19 protein-coding genes are annotated in these 19,856 nt (G+C 63.5%); 2 read left to right on the top strand and 17 right to left on the bottom strand.

The features are described 5' to 3' along the window. Positions 1-70 precede the first annotated feature (70 nt). Genes G6038_RS10215 through G6038_RS10205 form a run of 3 tightly spaced genes read right to left on the bottom strand, consistent with a single transcriptional unit; the run spans position 71 to position 3,747 of the window. The gene (locus G6038_RS10215; protein WP_165037555.1) at positions 71-1,285 is read right to left on the bottom strand and encodes an FAD-dependent oxidoreductase; all 1,215 of its coding nucleotides are present in this window, start codon (positions 1,283-1,285) and stop codon (positions 71-73) included. Between the two features lie 12 nt (positions 1,286-1,297). Then, the gene (locus tag G6038_RS10210; protein WP_165037554.1) at positions 1,298-2,299 is read right to left on the bottom strand and encodes an LLM class flavin-dependent oxidoreductase; all 1,002 of its coding nucleotides are present in this window, start codon (positions 2,297-2,299) and stop codon (positions 1,298-1,300) included. Positions 2,300-2,313: 14 nt separating this feature from the next. Next, on the bottom strand, positions 2,314-3,747 hold the full coding sequence (locus G6038_RS10205) for an FAD-dependent oxidoreductase (RefSeq protein WP_165037553.1): 1,434 nt from the start codon (positions 3,745-3,747) through the stop codon (positions 2,314-2,316). A 168-nt stretch (positions 3,748-3,915) separates the two neighbouring features. Between G6038_RS10205 and G6038_RS10200 the strand changes: the two genes are divergently transcribed. After that, positions 3,916-4,677 (top strand): SDR family oxidoreductase, encoded by a 762-nt coding sequence (locus G6038_RS10200; RefSeq protein ID WP_165037552.1) that lies wholly within the window; start codon positions 3,916-3,918, stop codon positions 4,675-4,677. Between the two features lie 84 nt (positions 4,678-4,761). Here the strand turns inward: G6038_RS10200 and G6038_RS10195 are convergent, their stop codons facing one another. The 11 genes from G6038_RS10195 to G6038_RS10145 form a co-directional block, all read right to left on the bottom strand. Further along, positions 4,762-5,565, bottom strand: coding sequence for an enoyl-CoA hydratase/isomerase family protein (locus tag G6038_RS10195; RefSeq protein WP_165037551.1), 804 nt, complete (start codon positions 5,563-5,565; stop codon positions 4,762-4,764). A 69-nt stretch (positions 5,566-5,634) separates the two neighbouring features. Further along, entirely contained in the window at positions 5,635-6,453 is an 819-nt protein-coding gene (locus G6038_RS10190; RefSeq protein ID WP_165037550.1) for a ThuA domain-containing protein, read from the bottom strand. Then, positions 6,446-8,020 carry an AMP-binding protein gene (locus tag G6038_RS10185; RefSeq protein WP_165037549.1) on the bottom strand — a complete coding sequence of 525 codons (1,575 nt, stop codon included), beginning with the start codon at positions 8,018-8,020 and terminating at the stop codon, positions 6,446-6,448. The genes G6038_RS10190 and G6038_RS10185 overlap by 8 nt, the downstream gene beginning before the upstream one ends. A 54-nt stretch (positions 8,021-8,074) precedes the next feature. Next, on the bottom strand, positions 8,075-9,271 hold the full coding sequence (locus G6038_RS10180; RefSeq protein ID WP_072636784.1) for an acyl-CoA dehydrogenase family protein: 1,197 nt from the start codon (positions 9,269-9,271) through the stop codon (positions 8,075-8,077). Positions 9,272-9,368: 97 nt separating this feature from the next. After that, a complete protein-coding gene (locus G6038_RS10175; protein WP_072636785.1) occupies positions 9,369-9,716 on the bottom strand; it encodes a hypothetical protein in 348 nt (115 codons plus the stop codon). 12 nt (positions 9,717-9,728) lie between these two features. Further along, on the bottom strand, positions 9,729-11,096 hold the full coding sequence (locus G6038_RS10170) for an acyclic terpene utilization AtuA family protein (protein WP_346772791.1): 1,368 nt from the start codon (positions 11,094-11,096) through the stop codon (positions 9,729-9,731). Positions 11,097-11,770: 674 nt separating this feature from the next. After that, the gene (locus tag G6038_RS10165; protein WP_165037548.1) at positions 11,771-12,535 is read right to left on the bottom strand and encodes an enoyl-CoA hydratase-related protein; all 765 of its coding nucleotides are present in this window, start codon (positions 12,533-12,535) and stop codon (positions 11,771-11,773) included. Positions 12,536-12,549: 14 nt separating this feature from the next. After that, entirely contained in the window at positions 12,550-13,056 is a 507-nt protein-coding gene (locus G6038_RS10160; RefSeq protein ID WP_165037547.1) for a VOC family protein, read from the bottom strand. Positions 13,057-13,165: 109 nt separating this feature from the next. Beyond that, positions 13,166-14,623 carry an aromatic ring-hydroxylating dioxygenase subunit alpha gene (locus tag G6038_RS10155; RefSeq protein WP_100054889.1) on the bottom strand — a complete coding sequence of 486 codons (1,458 nt, stop codon included), beginning with the start codon at positions 14,621-14,623 and terminating at the stop codon, positions 13,166-13,168. A 256-nt stretch (positions 14,624-14,879) separates the two neighbouring features. Continuing rightward, entirely contained in the window at positions 14,880-15,110 is a 231-nt protein-coding gene (locus G6038_RS10150; RefSeq protein WP_072636789.1) for a hypothetical protein, read from the bottom strand. A 43-nt stretch (positions 15,111-15,153) separates the two neighbouring features. After that, positions 15,154-15,477, bottom strand: coding sequence for a 2Fe-2S iron-sulfur cluster-binding protein (locus tag G6038_RS10145; protein ID WP_206024531.1), 324 nt, complete (start codon positions 15,475-15,477; stop codon positions 15,154-15,156). Positions 15,478-16,429: 952 nt separating this feature from the next. On the opposite strand from G6038_RS10145, the gene G6038_RS10135 reads away from it, so the two are divergent. Further along, positions 16,430-17,119 (top strand): GntR family transcriptional regulator, encoded by a 690-nt coding sequence (locus G6038_RS10135; RefSeq protein WP_072636819.1) that lies wholly within the window; start codon positions 16,430-16,432, stop codon positions 17,117-17,119. A gap of 338 nt (positions 17,120-17,457) precedes the next feature. Here the strand turns inward: G6038_RS10135 and G6038_RS10130 are convergent, their stop codons facing one another. Genes G6038_RS10130 through fabG form a run of 3 tightly spaced genes read right to left on the bottom strand, consistent with a single transcriptional unit; the run spans position 17,458 to position 19,819 of the window. After that, a complete protein-coding gene (locus G6038_RS10130) occupies positions 17,458-17,889 on the bottom strand; it encodes a Zn-ribbon domain-containing OB-fold protein (protein ID WP_165037544.1) in 432 nt (143 codons plus the stop codon). Continuing rightward, positions 17,886-19,046, bottom strand: coding sequence for a thiolase domain-containing protein (locus tag G6038_RS10125; RefSeq protein ID WP_206003396.1), 1,161 nt, complete (start codon positions 19,044-19,046; stop codon positions 17,886-17,888). Before G6038_RS10125 ends, G6038_RS10130 begins: the two co-directional genes overlap by 4 nt. An 11-nt stretch (positions 19,047-19,057) precedes the next feature. Then, the gene (gene fabG / locus G6038_RS10120; RefSeq protein WP_165037543.1) at positions 19,058-19,819 is read right to left on the bottom strand and encodes a 3-oxoacyl-ACP reductase FabG; all 762 of its coding nucleotides are present in this window, start codon (positions 19,817-19,819) and stop codon (positions 19,058-19,060) included. Positions 19,820-19,856: the final 37 nt, after the last annotated feature.

Genomic DNA, 19,856 nt, shown 5'->3' with positions numbered 1-19,856 from the left:
ATTGCATACAATTTGTCACATCTTCGGCTGCCGCCCGAGGAGGTGGCCCGCTACCCGGCGGCTGGTCCATTCACACTCCGGACGAGGCCCGCCGGCGCTCTGCCATGAAGTCGAGCCCCTCCTGCCACGAGACACCGTTGTTGATCATCATGCGGCACTTCATGATCACCGAAGGTGAATTGACAGCCAGAGCACCCACCAGCCGATCGTTCAGTCGATAGAGAGTCACCCACTTGTCGGAGTCCACCGAGCCCGAGACCACCTGGGTCTCCTCGGCGGTGGGAAGACCGACGAACTGCAGCGACATTCCGTACCAGTGCGTCCAGTAGTACGGCACAGTCGCATATGCGGTGGGCTCGCCCAGTCCAAGTGCATTGCGCGCGGCCATACGGCCCTGCTCGGCGGCGCTGGTCCAGTTCTCGAGGCGCATCGACTGGCCGAAAGTTCGGTTGTGCCAGCTTACGATGTCGCCGGCACCGTACACACCCTCTGCCGAGGTGGCCAGGGTGGCGTCACATGTCAGGCCCCGTTCGACGGCGATGCCCGAACTCTCGAGCCACGCCGTCGCAGGATCCGCACCGATGCCGACGACGACGAGGTCCGCCGGAAGTCTTGTGCCGTCCCCGAGTCGGACCGCCTCGACCCGACGTGTCCCCTCGATCTCCTGGACGTGCGCCCCACAGATCAGCCGAACTCCGTTGCGAACGTGCAGGGCCGAGCATGCCTCCCCCATCTCGTCACCGAGCGCGCGGACGAGCGGTACGGGTGCTGCCTCGACGATGGTGACGTCGAGGCCGCGTCGGCGAGCGGCCGAGGCAATCTCTGCTCCGATGAAACCCGCGCCTACCACCACGACGTGCACAGCGCTTGCGAGTGCCGCACGGACGGCACGGGCATCGTCGACCGTGCGGAGGGTGTGGACTCCGTCGAGGTGATCGTTGTCGCTCAGAGTGCGGGCCCTGGAACCGGTTGCCACGACCAAAGCGTCATAACCTATCTCGCCCGTGTCCAGTTCAACGCGCTTCTCGCGGATGTCCAGCCCTCGTGCCCATGTGCCGAGCCGAAGATCGACACCCAAATCGTCGCGCAGGTAGCTCCGAGACCGGAACGTGGTATCGAGCTCGTCGTCTTCGTAGAGGAATTGCTTACTCAGCGGTGGCCGGTCGTACGGAAGGTGCTCCTCTCCCCCGATGAGCGTGATCCGGCCGTCGAAGCCATCCTTTCGTGCTGCTTCGACGGCACGCAATCCCGCCAGCGATGCACCGACCACGACGAAGTTCTTCATGACAGTTTTTCCTCATGTTTTCGTGAAGGAGCCGTTCGCAATCAGTTTCGGCAGAACACGGTCCTCGAAAAGGCGCAGACTCTCCCAGGACTCGTCGGGATCCAGCCCCCCGAACAGCGGGTGAAAACGCAATTCGTCGTGTTCACCGAACCCCTCGAGCCGACTCAGGCACTCTTCGGGAGTGATGATCCAGATGTCTGGATCCTGCCTCACCTGATCCAGCGAAGTCATCGGTCTGTAGTTGCCGTTCGCCGCATCGGACCTCGACATCGCCCACCGAGCATACATATTCGAGGTGTGCATCACGTGAGGACCGACGACTGCAAGGGCCCTCTCCGGATCCTCGGCCAGATGCACGAATGTCGGGGTATGGTTCCGGAACGGTGCCGGTGCAGGTTTGCCCGCCTTGGCAAGTTCTTCCTCATAGAGTTCGTAGAGCTCTCTCGATGTGGGGACGTACGGCAGTCCCAACCGGGCGGCCCTACGTGCGGACGGCGGAGCACTACCGCCGATGCTGATCGTGGGGCCGTCGCCGAGCGGTGCCGGCGAGACGACAACGGTCCGGCCTTCGTACTCGAACGGCTCGCCTCGCAATGCCGTGCGCAGAACGTCGATCTTCGTCTCGAAGGTTCGTGCTCGCGTTGCGAAGTCGACTCCGAACATCTCGAATTCCCGTTCGAGGTATCCGATGCCGGCGACGACGTTGAGCCGCCCACCGCCACTGAGGATGTCGATCACGGCAAGATCCTCGGCAAGGCGAAGCGGATCGTGCAGCGTCACCAGCAGCGCGGAAGGTTGCAGCCCGATCCGCTGGGTTCGGGCCGCCACCGCACTGCAGAAGACGAGGGAGGATGGGAGATAGCCATCCTCGGTTCCGTGATGCTCGGCGACGTGCACAGCGTCGAAGCCCAGCGAATCTGCCCATGCACACTGCTCGAGGGCAGCCGAGTACAGATCTGCGATCGGTGCGCCGAAGTCCGGCGCGCGCATGTCGTATCGAAGTCCGAGTTCCACGCGGCGCGCTCCGATCAGCCTTCGACGGATGCGGCATAGATTGCCGCCTCGGACCCCGCGACTCGACCGATCGTGTAGGAGTTGGCGATCGAGTTGCCGCTACCGACGTATGCGCCACCGAGCACACCGCCGGTGCACTCACCGGCTGCGTAGAGTCCTTGTATTTCCGTGCCGTTCTGGTGCAGTACGCGCGCGGTGTCGTCGATGCGGAACCCGTAGGCAGTCCAGTTGACGGTGCAAGGCCGAACCTCGGCGATGTAGTACGGCCCGGTGGAAATCGGCAACAGGAACTTCGTCGGCTTGAGATAGTCGTGGTCGACGCCTTCGGCGCACATGCGGTTGTAGCGCGCCACTGCACCCGCGACGACGCCCGGGTTGAGACCGGCATGCGCGGCGGCGTCCTCGACGGTGTCACCCGCGAACATCCGCCCCTTCTGCACCATCTCCTCGACGAGGTCGGGGACGTAGTTCTTCGGACGGAACTCGTCGCGGTCCGGCCAGTTCTGTCGGTAGGGACTCCGATAACGATCGGCAAGTTCGGCCGGCGGGTGCATCGCTGCGTTGTCGAAGATCATGAAGGCCCGGTTGCCCACGTGATTGATCCGCTCGTCGACGACCGCGTATGGCATCGATTCGTCGAGGAACCTGTGCCCGTCCTCGGTGACCAGCATGCACCACCCAGGCTGGAAGGCTTCATTGAGCTTGTTCGGAGCGAAATTCGGGGCAAGGGTACGCAGGCAGTGGTCGAACCCGGTCAATTGCGCACCGATCGCCTCAGCGAAGTCGAGCGCGTCTCCGCGAGCACCGTCGGCCCCGATGTACCAGGACCAGCCTTCGTACCATACGGAGGGGGTGTACTTCGCGACACGCTCGTTGTTCGCTCCGAAGCCACCGGTGGCCACCACGACGGCCTTTGCCCGGATCTCGTCGTCGCCCACCGCAGCACCGACGACCTTGCGATCCTCGACGAGGAGACGGTCGACCCGCTGGCCGATCGCGATGTCGATGCCGAGCCGCTTCGCCACGGTGTGCATTGCGTCGACAATCGCCTGGCCACCGCCCAAGGGGATGTGGCCACGCTTGTTGCGCTCGGTGCTCGTGTAGATCAGACGGTCGGCGAACTCGACTCCGTGCCCTTCCAACCAGTCGACCGTGGCTCCTGCGTTCTCGACCAGAGTCTTGACCGGCCCCAAGTCCACATCGTAGTTGTTCCAGTGCAGATAGTCGTACAGGAAGGTGTCGACGTCGTCCTCAATGCCGTCGGCCTGCTGGGCCCTGCTGCCGGCCGCCATGAACAAGCCACCCGACAGGCGTGACGAACCGCCGACAACACTTTCGGATTCGCAGATCATGACACGTTCCGCGCCTGCCTCCCTGGCGGCGACGGCGGCGGCAAGCCCGGCACCCCCCGACCCGATCACGAATACGTCGACATCGAAATCTGCCATCACTGCTCCTCTTCGAGTGCGGGCGGTCGTCTACCGAGAGACGCGATACAAATCGCATACTACTTTGCATGCTATATTGAGTAAAGTAGCCGGAAGGGGACGCTTCGACAACCCGTCGATCGAGCCTGTAGGCACGTCACTTCCGCGAGCACCTCGGAAGGGTTGGGTATGGATCTGGGCTTGAAGGGCTTGCGCGTTGTGATCACCGGCGGAGGCAGCGGAATCGGCCTCGCCATCGCGGACCAGTTCGCCCAGGAAGGTTGCTCGGTGGCGATCTGCGGTCGGACCAGGTCGACACTCGATACCGCCGTCGATCAGCTCACTTCACATGGTGGACGCGCTGTCGCTCACGTCGTGGACATTGCAGATGGAACGGCCATCGGCCCGTGGGTAGACGCAGCAGCATCGTCTCTGGGTGGAATCGACATCGTCGTCCACAACGCAAGTGGAGCGGCCGGTGTGGGCGAGGAAGCCTGGCGACGCAACATCGACATCGACGTGCTCGGATTCTCCCGCCTCGTAGAGCACGCTACGAGGCATCTCGCGGAGTCCTCTGCGGCCTCGGTCGTCGCCATCAGCAGCACCGCGGCAATCGAATCGTTCGCAAACCCCGCTGCTCCGTTCGGGGCCATGAAGGCCGCTCTCATCCACCAGTGCGCAGGTCTGTCGAAGAATCTTGCTCCCCAGGGGATCCGGGTCAACGCCGTCTCCCCTGGTCCGATCTTCTTCGAGGGCGGACCGTGGGATCGGGTGCGATCGGAACGTCCCGACTACTACGAGAGCATCGTGGGACAGATTCCCCGTGGCCGGATGGGCACGCCCGAGGAGGTGTCCCGCATCGTTGCCTTCGTCGCGAGTCCGGTCGCGGCACTCGTGACCGGCGCGAACATCGTGGCCGACGGCGGGCTCACCAAGCGGATCCCGATCTGATCGAGCCCTGATCTTCGGAGCAGCGAGACGGTCTGCTCCGCACCCGATATGCGGACCAGACCTCGGGGCGACACGCGCTGGTCGCTACGAAGAGGATGAGCTGGGCGGAGCGGACGCCGGCGCCGACTCGGCGCCGGTGCGGGACATCTTGGCGACCATCGCTTGCTTGGCCGCAATCCGGTGTGGATGTGTCGCCGTGCGGTCGTACATTGCGGCTTCTGCCTCGAGCTGTTCCGCAACGGTATTGCGTGCTGCCACCCCCAACAGCTCCTTCACAGCCGGAACCGCGACGCCGGGTTTGGCCGCCAGCAACTGCGCGAGCTCCATGGACGAGGCCATGAGGTGATCCGGATCGACGACACGGTTGACCAGTCCCATATCGAGCGCCTCCGCCGGCCCGACCTTTCGGCCCGTCGTCAACAGCTCGAATGCGCGGCCGTATCCGATCAGACGCGGCAGAAAGAAGCTCGCGCCGGTGTCGGTCGCCAAGCCCACGTCCACGAACCCGGAGGAGAAGACCGCGTGGCGTGAGGCCACTCGCATATCAGCGACGAGAGCCAGGGAGAGCCCCGCACCCAGTGCCGGACCGTTGACCGCGGCGATGATCGGCAATGGCAGCGTCGCCAGCCTGAGCATCGTCGGGTTGAAGACCTCGCGCATGCGGCGCGATCCGGGCTCGATCGGAAGCGGCTTGGCCTTGATGTCCCCCCCGGAGCTGAAAGAGGGTCCGTTACCGGTGACGATCACGGCTCGGACGGCGTCGTTCGGCATCGGAAGTGCATCGTTCAACGCAGTCATCAGCTCCGGACTCGTGGCATTGCGGCGATCCGGACGATTGAGGGTGATGACACGAACGGTGCCCTCATCCCTGACTTCGACGACGCTCATCTCCTACCTCCACCTTCTTCGACCTCGGACGATGCGGTTGACACCGGATAGTCCGGCCCACAACGAATGTCACGTACGCCGGGCGGCCCAGCGCACGCCGTTGAACCACAGAGCCCGGATGTTGGGGTCACCGTACGATCCCACGCCGTCTCCCGGCTGGATGTAGACGATCCGGCTACGATCCTGTTCGCGTACCCACCCGACCAGGTTGGAGCCCTTCGGGTGCGTCCATCCCTCCCGGTCGAACTTGTGTCCGAGCATCGCACGGCCCGTGGAGTAGAAGTTCTCCGAGCGGAAATCGAAGTCGCTCGTCACCAGCGGTGTGATCGAATCTTCAAGTAGGGCAAACAGATACAACTCGTCGCGGATGCTGAACGTCGACTGCACTCCCCTGGTGACAGGGTGGTCGGACGCCACCACGGTGACGTCGTGCTGGGTGTCGTGCAGGTAACCCGAGTCGGGCCAGTCGATGCCTCGGAGACTGCCGGGCCAGAAGTGGTACCGACCGCCCACCAACTCGGCGTACCCCTCCCATGCGGGCCAGGAGGCGAGCGCATGATGAAGGAAGACAAGCCCGACGCCGCGACGGGTCAGTTCTCCGAATCCCTCCTGGACGCCCGGCGGCAATCGAGTCGGCTTCGCCGGCCCCCGCGGATCTACTCCTGGCATGTCGTAGAAGACGACGGCGTCGTACTCTGCCGCACTGCCGTCGGCGATGGCGTCGGTCGCAGACGGATGTTCCAGGTGCGTGACGTGCAACCCATGGTCGGACTGCCACGCCGCCAGGAACGGTTCCCGGTCGAACGCATGACCTCCCGTGATGAGCAGGACCTCGAGGCGGTCGGCGGTCTTCCGGTCCGTGTTTCCCAACTCTGTCTCGTCAGACACTCTGATCATCCTTGATCTTGTTGCGGAGCAGTTTACCCATGGTGTTTCTCGGCAATGACGACGCGATGGTCAGTGAGGTGGGCTTCTTGTACGAGGCCAAGACGGGCCTGACGTGGTCCTGAAGCTCTTCGAGGCTGGGCGGATCATCCGGGTCCGTCGGTACCACGACCGCGCGCGGCGTCTCGACCCACTTCGGATGCGGAACACCGACCACGACGACTTCGGCGACCTTGGGGTGTGAGACGAGCGCCGCCTCCACTTCGGAGGCGTAGATGTTTTCGCCACCCGAGACGATCATGTCCTTGAGCCGGTCGACGACAATCAGGAAGCCGTCCTCGTCGAACCGCCCCAAGTCGCCCGAATGGAACCACCCACCGGTGAAGGCTTCGGTAGTGGCCTTCTTGTTTCGCCAATATTCGCGCACCACCGGCGGACCCTGGTAGACGATCTCACCGATCTCGCCCGTCGGGACATCGCGCAGGTCCGGCCCAACGACCCGCACCTGGATGTGGCCGACCGGTCGGCCGACGGTGTGGATCTTCGAGAGGGCGTACTCGGGCGCAAGCGAGCATGTGGTCCCGCTGGTCTCCGTCATGCCGAAATTGGCGTAGACGGGCACCCCGGGGAAGGTCTCCTGCATGCGGGCGAGAACCGATGCGGGGGGTTTGGACGTACCCCAGATCAACCGTCCCAGTGCGAGGTTACGCTCTCGTACGCCTGGCACATCGCAGACCTGACCCCACTGTGTGGGTGTGAGGAAGGCGGTGAACACGCTGTGTTTCGCCCAGAGATCGACCAGCGCGTCGGCCGCGTACCCGCCAGGTTCGGTGATCAGTGCTGGCGCTCCGAGCACGATTTGCTGGAGAATGCTGTTCAGACCGCCTGAGTGGAACATGGGCACGCCGATGTGACGCAGTTCGTCGCGACTGGTCATTCGCATCGCATGAAGGATGCCCAGGGTGTTGGCGACATATCCGGCGTGACCGAGAACAGCGCCCTTCGGCTTACCCGTGGTCCCCGAGGTGTAAAGGATGAATGCCCCGTCACGGGCATCGATGTTCACGACGAGCCTGTCCGAATTCGCCGCGGCGACGCACTCCTCGTACGACACGACGGACCGAATCGCCGGCGCCACCGATACAGCATCGGACCGGACACCGCCCCCGACAACCATGATGTGCTCGACTCCCGCGTTCGAGCCGATCCGATCCAGTTTGGCGAGATGGGCTGCGTCGACCACAACGACCACCGGCTCGAGGTCCGCCACGATGTAGGCGACTTCTGCCGCCGTCAACCGGTTGTTGATCGGCGCAGCCATGGCACCGATCCTCGGCGCAGCGAAGAGACAGATGGCATTCTCGATGCTGTTGTCCATGAGCATGGCGACGCGATCACCGTATCCGACGCCGAGTTCGGCGAGCACGCGAGCCAGCCTGGTGACGCGCTCATCGAACTCGCCGTACGTGAGGTGCCGGTCCCCGTCGGACACAGCCGGGTGGTTCGGGGACCGCTCCGCTGCTCGAACGAGATACCCGTCGATCACCAGTGGGTCCACGGCCTCGATCATCTGGCCTCCTCCATTCCGTCGTTGGGTTCTGTCAGAGCTGCACCGGTTCACCCGTCAGTACGACTTCGGCAGGCCCAGGACGGTGTCTGCAATGAAGTTGAGCACCATCTGATTGTTGACGGGAGCGATCTTGTGCGGGCGCAGCTCGATCCAGTGCCGACCGATGTGGTATTCCGTCGCAAACGAGTACCCACCATGGACCTGCATGGCGTTGTCTGCGGCCTTGAAAGCAGCTTCCGATGCGAGGAACTTCGCGGTGTTCGCCAAGCGACCGATCTCCTTGGCCGGAGCCCCTGCATCGTAGGCGGCGGCAGCTTCGCGAACGGCGAGTGCCGCCGCCTGCAGTTCGATGTACGACTGCGCCAACGGATGGGACACGGACTGGTTCTTACCGATCGGGCGATCGAACACCACGCGTTCGCCGGCGTACGTGACAGCACGCTCCAGGCACCAGCGCCCCATTCCGACACACTCCGCGGCGAGCAGGATTCGCTCGGTGTTGACGCTCGACAGGATCTGATAGAAGCCGCGCCCCTCGGTGCCGACGAGGTCGTCGAGAGGAACCTGCAGGTTGTCGAACCACACCTCGTTGGAATCGACCGCGTTGCGGCCGAGCTTGTCGATCTTGCGAATCGTCACTTCGGGCACGTGGAGATCCGCCATGAGCATGGTCAGCCCGTCGGCGGGCTTGGCGCCGTTCTCGCCGCGGGGAGACGTCCGGCAGAGCAGGAGAACCTTCTCGGCCCTTTGCGCGTGCGAGTTCCAGACCTTGGCGCCGTTGACGATGTAATGGTCGTCCTTTCGCTCCGCAGACGTGGCGATCCGGGTGGTGTCGGTCCCGGCGTTCGGCTCGGTGACACCGAAGCTCACGACGAGATCTCCGTCGATCATTCGCTGCAGATACCGGTCCTTGACCGTCTGGCTGCCGTACTTGATGATCGACGACAGAGCGATGGACGAGGAATGCACGGTGCTGCACGCCGCCGTAGCTCCCCCGCCCGCGCCGACCTCCTCGAGCATTGCCGCGGTTTCGCTGATCGTAGCGCCGCCGCCGCCGAATTCCTCGGGCACGGACATGGTCGTCCAGCGACCCTTGACGAACTCGTCGTAATACTCCTGCGGGAACTCTTCCTTCTTCTCCTTCTCCGACCAGTATTCGAGCGGGAACTTGGCGTTGATCGCTCGAATGGCCTCGCGGATGCTCTCGTGGCCCAGTGTCGTGATGGGAAGGTGCTCGGGCTTGATGGTCATGTCGTCGACCTTCGGTGTCGGACCGCAAAGGCAGTCACGGATACAGGGTTCGGGGTAGGCAGTGGTTCACAGCGGGAAAGAGAAGAAGGGGGCCTGCTCAGGTACGATCGCCGACGAACGCGGCGGCCTCTTCCTCGGTCAGATCTATCTGCAGGAAGCACATGGCATCGGCGAGGGCCTTTCCCTGGGGATCGAGTCGCAGCGTGCTCGTCCCGCCCTTGCCGAGAATGCCGTGTAGCAGGAAGTTCAATGCCTCGAGATTCGGCACTTCGTAACGGTCGGTCGACTTCGCCCGGTCGGAGAAGTACTCCTGGACCCGCGCGGCCGTGAGCTCGCGCACCAGAGCAGGATAGAAGACGGGCCGTCGCGCCGCGACACCGATGTTGGACATTCCGCCCTTGTCACCGGAACGGGCGTAGGCGATGTCACCCACGGCAACCTTCATCTGCAGCCTCCTTCAGATCGTCACAACGTCGGTCTTGACCAGATTGCGCGGCACGACCGTGGGCCAATAGCCCAATGTTTCGGACACCCGTGCCCGACCCGAGACGAGATTGGTCTTGCCGGGGGGGCCGTGGAAGACCGTGCTCAATTCCGCTACGGCCCGAGAGACATCGGCACGATTCCGGGAACGGAAACCGACGCGCAGGACAACCTCGTTCGGCTCGCCTTCGTACGTCTTCGGTGTACGGGGACCGTGGACGGCCCCCATGCCGATGAGATCGCTGTGAATGGGCTCGAGATCCAGGCACAGGCGATTGACTCGATGCGAAATGACATCCAGGGCCTTCTTCGCCCGCCCGGGAGCATTCGGGGCCGAATACAGAAACATCGACGTCGCCGAATAGCCATCTCGATACGCAGCCGAGACCTTCAGGGTTTCCGGTGGCGGGGAACCTGTGCAGCCGACGATCTCCACCTGGTCGTCACCGAGATCCGTCACCGTGAAGCTGGTCCAGTCACATGACACATCCGGGGTGAGATACGCAGTGGGGTCACCGATCTCGTACAGAAGCTGTTCGATGGTCGTCTCGCGATCGACCAGGCCGCCGGAGCCGGGGACCTTGCCGAAGACGATCCGCCCCGAGGCATTGACCTCGACGATGGGGAATCCGATGTCCTCCATCGCCGGAACTCTCTCCCACCCCGCCTGATGATTGCCGCCGGTGCTGTGAGCGCCGCACTCGATGAGGTGCCCCGCGACGATGCCGGCCGCCAGCCGGTCCCAGTCATCGGCGTGCCAGCCATGCTCGAAGCGCAGGGCCCCCAACGTCATGGACGGATCGGCGACGCGACCGGCGATGACGATGGTGGCACCGGACTCGAGTGCCGTGACAACCGGCTCGGCGCCGATATAGGCGTTGGCGGAGGCAAGTTCTCCTCCGATCTCCTCCAGCGACTGGCCGGTCTCGGTGTTGTCGAGAGTTACCCCGGCGGCCTGCAGCTCCTCGATCCGTCCGAGAAGGTCGTCTCCGGTGATGGCGGCGATCTTCACTCGATCACGCAAACCCAACTCGTCGGCAACCCGCGCCACTGCCTCCGCGCACCCCAGGGGATTGACACCGCCTGCGTTGCAGACGATCTTGACGCCCTTCTCGACCGCATCGGGGAGCACCGAACGGATCACATCGACGATGTCGGTCGCGTAACCTGCGTTGGGATCTCGACGGCGCTGCTTCTGCAGAATGGACATGGTCACTTCGGCCAGATAGTCCATCACCAAGTAGTCGAGATTGCCGTCTCGGACGAGACGAAGCGGCGCAGCGATGTCGTCGCCCCAGTAGCCCATTCCGCCCCCGATTCGTACGGACTTCACCAGCTTCACATCCTTCACCGGTTATCGAACTTGTGGCCGAAATTATTGCATGCATAAATGTCTGCATGCAACCGCTGGACCGCCGTCACGGATGCTGGGGCTGTGAGCGGCGGGGCGGTGGTGAGCGACCGTGTGCAACCGGCACTTCGCAGGCAGCAGGGGCATGACGACACCCGGACCCCTGCCGTATCGGTATCGGGAAGAGACCGGAAACCTTGCGAATCGGATGATCTCAGGCATACGGGCCGGCTGGGATGCGACGGGCTGCGGCACTCGATCCATGTTGCCGCGTATCGGTTCTACAATGTCTGTGCCGCCCACCTGGTGCCGGAGGTCGACGTCCCGGTCCGCACCGCCGGGATCAGACGGGGTCCCCCCATCGTGGGGGTGCTCGCGACCCGCCCGATCACCTCGCGTAGCGAAGATTCCGGCCGAATCGTCGAGCACAGCGGGAGGGTCGCGTACCGAAAGAAGATGCACGGCATTGCGCACGCAGTCTGGGACCCGCCCGTCGGTGCGCTGCCACAGGTCCGGTGGCACCACTCATCGAGCAACGCGCCCGCTCGAGTCATGGACGTCAGCCGCCGAATCGAGTCTCGGCGGCGACCCCGCAGCGCCGAATCAACGCAGCGGGTGGCATCCCGGCTCGGTCCCTGTTCTGTATGCGCGACAATTGTGCAGTCTCACCGCCCCTTCCACTGCGGCTTCCTGCCCTCCCGGAAGGCACGAGGCCCTTCGAGGGCGTCCTGGCTGGCATACACGTGCCTGAAGATCTCGGCGGCGATCTTCCCCGTAGCACCCACCCCAGCCTCCGCGCCCACCCTCATCAACCACTTCGAGGCGGAGAGCGAGAGCGGTGCGTTGTTCGCGATGGTCTCGGCGAGTTCCCACGCCCGTGGGATGAGTCGCTCTTCGGGAACGACCTCGTTGACGAGACCGACGTCGTAGGCCCTCTGCGCAGATATAGGCTGTGCGGTGAGGAGGAGTTCGGCCATGATGCGCCTCGGAATCATGTTCACCAACGGGGCCGCCCACGGCGCGCCTCGGCTCCACTTTGCCTCGGAGATGCCGAAGGAAGCGTTTTCCGACGCGATGCACAGATCACCGAATTGCGCGAGACGGAATCCGCCCGCCAAGGCGTATCCGTTCACCGCGGTGATCACCGGCTTTTCGATGAAGTCATCGGGGCCGAAGTCTGCGAAGTAGTCCCGCGGTGGCTGCCCCACCCTGTTCTCCGCCAATTCCTTCAAATCTGCTCCGGCGCAGAAGGACTTGGTACCAGAACCAGTGATGACGGCAACGCGCAAGGAAGTATCGGCCGCGAAATCGTTCATTGCCTGGCTGAGCAGTCGGCGCAGCTCGCTGTTGACGGCATTTCGCTGCTCGGGTCGATTGAGTTGGAGAAAGAGAATTCCGTCCTTCTCCTCGCGGATCAACACGTCGGCCATCGGCTCGGCTCCTGTCATGATCGAGTGGGCAACGCCGGAGGGCGGACGGGCAGAGAATCCGGTCCGGCATATGAAGTGGTGAGCCATTCGGCGAGCATGGTCCGCACACCTGGACCACAGAGTTCCACCCAGATGCTCCCAGGGCCGGACAGGTATGCGATCCGGGGCGGACTCGCCGGCGGCATCATCCGGAGCGTGAAACCCGCCTGTTCGAGAGTCTTTGCCGTCGCATCGACGTCTTCCGCCCAATAGCCGAGGTGGTTGAGATCGAGTGCGTCCGATCCCCAGATGTTCCCCTCCAGTTCTTGGATCAGCTCGAGGTAGGGCGGCCCTTGTTTGGTGTACGCAGCGAACATGTGCTCGGTCCGGCGGACGCCGTCGAGCACCACCTCCAGGGTGATGTCACGAACTTCCGTGAAGGTCGCCCCGGTTGCGCTGTATGCAGCAATGGCCTCGTGGATGTCCTCGACGACGACCCCGACGTGGAACAGGTCTGCCATGGGAAACTGCGTGTTCGGCATGAAAGGCAGCTCCGTTCGTGTTGTAGTGCGCACGCATCCCGGTCGGCGGGTGTCGAGACACGCCCGTCGACCGGAATGCTGCGGAGGAACGCGCGCAATCGGCCGGTGGTCAGTCCTTTTCGATCCACTTGGTCAGCGTGTGGTGGAAATGCCGGATGCGGCTCTCCTGGTACGACGCGAGCGGGATGCTGTCCTGAGTGCGCGACAGCGCTTTCAAGCCCTTCTGGACTTCGGGGACGTTGAGGGTGTCCTGGTTGATCGTCGATGCGATCCGGCCCAGATCCTTCGCGTCCACCCAGTCCATACCCGGCTCCAACCAAGTGATCTTCGCCGGCTTGGGGCGCTCGGCACCGTCGGGGACGGGAGTCAGGAACATGACTTCGGCAATGCAGGAGTCCGGGTCGAGACCGTTGGGGCGGAAGCGATAGACCTGGTTGGTCTGCTTCTGGGACCACGGGAAGAAGTTGGGGAAGAGGAAGTACTCCAGGGCATCCACCAGGAAGTACGGGGGTGTGTCGCTCAAGTCCGCACCCATGGCGGCACCGACCGTACGCCGGATCTCCTCGGTGATCTTCTGACGTGCCGTCGTACCCTCGGGCAACGTCGTGTCGACGTCTTCCCTCTTGATGTCCTTCGTGCCCTGGACGCCGAGGCGCTCCTGGTAGAAGGTGCGCCCTTCGACGTAGTTGTCGTAGATATCCTGTTCGTCGAGTCCGATGAGATTGGGGCTGGCGACGCCCACCGGCGTAAGCGTGCGGGCCACATTGTCCCCATAGAGGTCGACCTGAGTTGTGACGTCCCCAGCGCTCGGCGCCGACTGCGGGTGAGTCTGAGTCAAATGCCAGGCCTCCATGAAGGCTTCCTGGGCGACCTTCCAGTTGCATGGAATTATCTGCGCGACATGTGCCGTCTTCACTCGAGTTTCATACTCGGTGATCTTGAAATGCTCGGGCAGCACCTCGAGATATTCTTCGAGCGGCGCACAGTCGGGGTCCATGTTGATGAAGACGTAGCCGCCCCATGTGCCCACCTTGGCCTGAGGCAGGGACATCTTGCCCTTGTCGAGATGTTTGAAGTCCCACTCGCATGGAAGATCCTTCAGGTCACCGTCGAGGTTCCAAGTGAGACCGTGGAAGGGGCAGCGGAACTCGGGCACCCGGCCGTCTCGGCTCCGCAAGGTTCGTCCGCGATGCAGGCAGGTGTTCTGCAGGGCCTTGATGGAACCGTCATTCGTACGGGTGACAATAAAGGAGTCTTCGACGATCTCGTACACGATGTGGTCGCCCGGCCTCGGGATGTCCTCTTCGCGGCACACCATCTGCCAGACCCTGCGCCACACGCGTTCCGCTTCCAGTTTGGCGAACTCCGGCGAGATGTAGCGTTCGATCGGAATGTTCTCGTCCCCCAGGTCCTGCCAGGCGAGCTCCAGATACTCCGGAACCGGATGACCGTCGGACTCGAGGATGTCGCGGTAGCTCGGACCGGGCCGGCCTTCGACCTTCTTGGCGACAAGGTCGTCGATCGCCTGCTGTTCGGGCGTCACCGCGCGTGGGGTATTGTCCGTCATGGTCCTAACCTTTCTTGCAGGATGTGCTACCGGCAGCCATATGACCGCCCAGGGATGTCGGGTACGTCCCGTCCACTGGTCCTGGCTTCCGGTTCACCTCTGTGGGAATGCGATCCGCTCCGGCACGGCCGTCATTCGATTTCCGTCATTGCGTCGATGTATCCACAAGATCGACAGCCCTCGGGACTGCCATGCGTCGATCGGAAGCCGGAGCGTGGCTCGGCCGACACATCCTTACCGGTTCGCGACCGGCGTTTCATGCATTGCGGGGCTCACGCGTTTCGGGAGGCGGATTCTCGGCCGGGTAGGATCGTCCGACGAACTGGCACATGACCATTTCGGCGTAGTACAGCTCGCCCTCGACATACTCACCCTCGGAGGTGAACACCCCGGTCTCTCCCGTTGCAGCGCTCTTGACCTCGACACGCCCGTCCTCCCGAAGGGAGTAGACGTCTCCGGTCCCCGCATGGGTGAATTGCTTTGCCATTACTCTCCTCCTGTGCTCTCGTGCATCTTCTGCACGGCGCCTGTCAGTCCCCGCTCGCGGGCGGCTTGACGCCGGTCTTGCGAACTGTTGCTTCACCGCAGACGAGGGCCTGACAAGCCAGGCGCACTCCGGCGTGTACTCCGCCGACCGTGCTCTCCAGATCCTCCAGGCCTTCCTGTTCCCAGTCGTCGGGCTCTTCGAAGCCGTCCGCGCCCTCGACGACGTGCATGTAACACGTGCGGCACGATCCCAGGCCCTGACACACAGTCGGCCACCGATACCCCGCCTCGACCGCCGCATGGAAGACGCTCTTTCCCTCCTCCACTTCGATTTTCACGCCGAGCGGCAGAACGGTGATGATGGGCACAGCCAGCAACCTCCTCGAATGATCTTCGTAATCGACCGACGCCGGCCGAGATCTTCTCGCGCGGGGTTCACTCTCGACGACCATCTTGCATGCAAAATTTGCGGATCGCAAGGGACGTTCGTCCCGTTGTCTGCTACAACAGAGCGATGTCACATACGAGCACAGAAGCCATCCCTTCCCTTCGCCACGTACTGTCCGTCGACTTCGACACCGAACGGACGGCATCGCTCGGGCATCCGGAGGGCAATCGGTTTCTGCTGACTGCGACGGGAGGACGATTCCGTGGCGAGGGACCCGACGGGTTCTTCGACGGCGTCGTGAACAGCGCATCAGATTGGGTGACGCAACATCCCGACGGCTCCATGTCCCTCGACGTTCGCGCTCAGCTCCAGACATCCGACGGCACCGTGATCTTGATGACGTACGACGGCGTGAGCGCCGACGGGCAGGTTCACACCGCTCCGCGGTTCAGCGCCCCCTCGGAGTCGGCATTCGCGTGGATGAACCGTCTCGTTTGCATATCCGTCGGGACCGTCCGTAACGGCGGGGTCTCCTACACGGTCTACACACTCGCTTGACGCATCTCGCCCGATCCGGTCGCCGCGAACAGGGGAGTTGAATGTGAACATCACGCCGACGGTTCGATCCCTACATTGCCGTGCCCACATGGATGGCGTCCCGGTCGAGCCGAGATGTCTGCTCGACCGGGACGCCGAGAAGGTGGAATCGACCGTCCCACGCGGGCGGATATGAGACTCTCGGACCCATCACCCACAACACCACGTCCGTCCTCCGAACCACCGAAACCGAGCAGCACAGTCGAGTGCATACACGTGAACCCCGCCACAACCGCCGGGGAACCCGAACCGACCTGATGCGTTTGCATAATTTTTCGGATAATATTCGTGCTATTCGACGTCCGCGGCACCTTGGAGATGGGGAATTGAACACCATGAACGACACGGCTGCGGCGGATCCTCTGGTCACTTCGCTGTACGACCTCATTCGTACCGGCGAACTCTCACCGGGTCAGCGAGTGGATCAGCGGGCCGTCTCCGAGCGACTCGACGTCAGCCGGACACCACTTCGCGAGGCACTGCGCGCCCTGGCATCCGATGGCGTCCTGGTGCGCACGCCCAATCAGGGATACGCCGTCGCCAAACTCTCCGCCGGCGACCTTCTTCAGTACTACGCGCTTCGCACCTTCCTCGAAAGCGAGGTGCTGCGGTCGATCGCATGGCCCGACGAGGCGCAGCTGCAGGAACTGCGCGATGCGAACAAGCGCTGTCACGAGTCCGCAGAGTCAGGATCGATCGACAACCTGGTGAAGGCGAACCGAGAGTTTCACTTCATCATGTTCTCGTGGTCTCCCTTGAACATCCTCAAGGCCGAGATCGAGCGGGTCTGGAGAGTTTCCGACCCCTATCGAAGCCTGCACCTGTCGAACACTGAGCGTCGCCGCAGGGTCACCGAGGACCACCAGAAGATGATCGAAGCAATTGAGGCGAAAGACGCCGAGCGACTCGTCTCGCTGATGGATGCCCACCGCTCGACCAGCCGCCAGATGCTGCAGGACATGCTCGGCTCGTCGCTCAGCCAAGCCCTGCTCTCCCTTCCCCAGTCCTCGCCCCCCGCCGCGTGAGCATGTCGGTCTGACCATCCGAATCGCCCGCGCCGTGCCGATGCCGACTCGCGCGCCGATCCTGTCCTGACCCGATCCCTTACCCGTGCGGAGAGGTCCCGCACGGGCTTCCGTCGCATGCATCTGCAGGACTCGACGAAGATCAGGACCGAATCCCGTGGTGAAGGGCTTTCACTCCCTGATGCGCCCGCCCCATCGGCATCGAGGTGAGCACGGGACTACGATTCCATACACGCGCACCGTGGCCTCGGCTGCGATCGTTTCGATCGCAGCCGAGGCCACGGTGCGCGCCGAGCCGAGACCGGATCGATGCTGCGTGCGCCCGGAACAGATGCGGTTCAGGCCGGCTTGAACCGCGGGATGGCATATTGTTCGTCATCGTCCACCGGGTCGAAGGTGACGGTGACCGGCATCCCGATCTCGACCTCGTCGGGTGCACATCCGACGATATTGCTCATGATTCGCGGCCCTTCGGCCAACTCCACGTAGGCAAGGACGAACGGCGCCGACTTCGAATAGGAGCGCTCCCCGCGGTGCACCGTCGTGTGGCTGTATACCGTCCCCTTCCCCGATGCCTCCACCCATCGTGTGGGTGCCTGATCGACGGGGCAGTACGGTCGCGGGATCCAGACGTAGGTGCTGCATTCTTCGCACCGGGTGAGCAGCAGCCTACCCTCGGCAGCACCGCGCCAGTAGGGCTCGGTATCGACATCGAAGACGGGTTCGCAACTGGGCAGGCCCGAACCGTTCTGTCGGGCGTTGTCCGTCATGAGTCCTCCTGTCCGAGAATGAGTGTCGCACTGCCCATACGGCTCCCGAGCCAGCCGCCGGTACCGTGGACGAGGGCGAGCTGGACGTCGGGAACCTGAACGGCCGGATGCGTCTCGCCTCGCAGCTGCCGGACGGCCTCGATGAGGCGCGTCATCCCCCCGCGATTGCCGGGATGGTTGTTGCACAACGACCCGCCGTCGGTGTTCAGAGGCAATCCACCATGCGGGGCCTGCAGACGGCCGTCGAGAACAAATCGACCTCCTTGACCCTTTTCGCAGAACCCCAAGTCCTCCAGGGTTTCCACGACGGTGATGGTGAACGAGTCGTAGACGGAGGCGTAGTCGATGTCACCCGGGGTCACACGTGCCTCCGCGAACGCCCGCGGACCGGACCACACGGCTCCGGTGTACGTGAGATCGATCGGCGCGCGCCCGGTGTGCTTGGGCGCCTCGCCCGCTCCGAGCAACTTCACCCCGCGGCGATCGAGTCGCCGCGCCACCTCGGGACTCACCACCACGACCGCTCCTCCGCCGTCGGTGATCACACAGCAGTCGAGCAGGTGCAGAGGCTCGGCAATGAATCGGGAGTCGACGACCTCCTCGACCGTGACGACCTTGCGCAGCAGCGCGTTCGGGTTGTGCTGCGCATGGGTGGAAGCAGCGACCTTCACCTCGGCAAGTTGCTCGGAGGTCGTACCGAATTCGTACATGTGACGTCGCGCCGCCAATGCGTACGACGCCGGGTTGCTGTGCCCGTAGGTCTCCTCGAACGGAAATGCGGGGTTGTCCTGTGCGGGAGCACGCCGACGTCCGCTGCGCGGCCGTCCCCCCATCGTGATCAGCGCGACCGAGCACTTGCCGGTGGCGATGGCCTGGGCGGCGTGCGAGACGAGCGCGACGTAGGACGACCCTCCGTAGTCGGTCGAATCACAATGACGGACAGGAAGACCCAGATAGTCCGCCATCGCTATAGGGCCACCGGGAGCGTCTCCGGCACAGAAATACCCATCGACGTCGGCTGTAGTCAGTCCGGCGTCGCGGAGCGCACCCTTGGCGACTTCGGCGTGTATCTGGGCGACGGACTTGTCGGGTAGGTCGCGCCCCGGGTGCTCGTAGGCGCCCACGATATACGCGGCACCTCGAAGGGAAATCGTCATCTTGCGCTCCGTCAGGTCCGAGGGCCGCCGGCCACGTAAATCACTTGGCCGTTGATCATGGACGCATCGTCACTGCAGAGGAGTGCGATGGCACCCGCGATGTCTTCCGGCTGAGCGACGCGCTTCATGGGATTGCGGTCTACGGCACGCTGCTTGTAGACCTCGAAGTCGACACCCTGTGCCTTGGCCGTGGCCCGGATCATCGCAGTCTCGACGAACCCCGGCGCAACGGAATTGACGTTGATATTGAACTTGCCGAGTTCGAGAGCATGCGTCTTCGTCAGTCCTTGGATGCCGGCCTTCGCCGCAGCGTAGTTCGACTGCGCCGTGTTTCCCAGCGCCGCGACGCTGCTGACGTTGACGATCTTTCCCCATTTCTGCTCAACCATGTGCGCTTGGGCCGCGCGCGTGCAGTTGAAGGTACCTCGAAGGTGGGTGTCGATCACCGTGTCCCAGTCGTCGTCGGACATCTTGAACAGGAAATTGTCGCGCAGCACACCGGCGTTGTTGACGAGCACCCCGACGGGGCCCAACTCGCTCTTCGTCTGCGCAACCGCGGCGTTGACGGCCTCGCTCGAGGAGACGTCGCACCGCAGGGCAATCGCCTTTCCGCCCGACTCGCGGATCGAGGACGCAACTTCCTCTGCGCCGTCGAGATTCATGTCGACGACCGCCACATCGGCACCCGCACGAGCAAGCCGCATCACCGTTGCGGCGCCGATTCCTTGTGCGGCGCCGGTCACGAAAGCCACGCGACCGTTGAGATCAACCATGCTGTCTCCTTTGTTTACTCATCCGATTCGTCCGTAG

The organism is Rhodococcus sp. 14C212 (assembly GCF_011058195.1).
GTDB lineage: Bacteria > Actinomycetota > Actinomycetes > Mycobacteriales > Mycobacteriaceae > Rhodococcus > Rhodococcus aetherivorans.
Note: the sequence above shows the minus strand (reverse complement) of the source record. Positions and strands in the feature narration are given on the sequence as shown.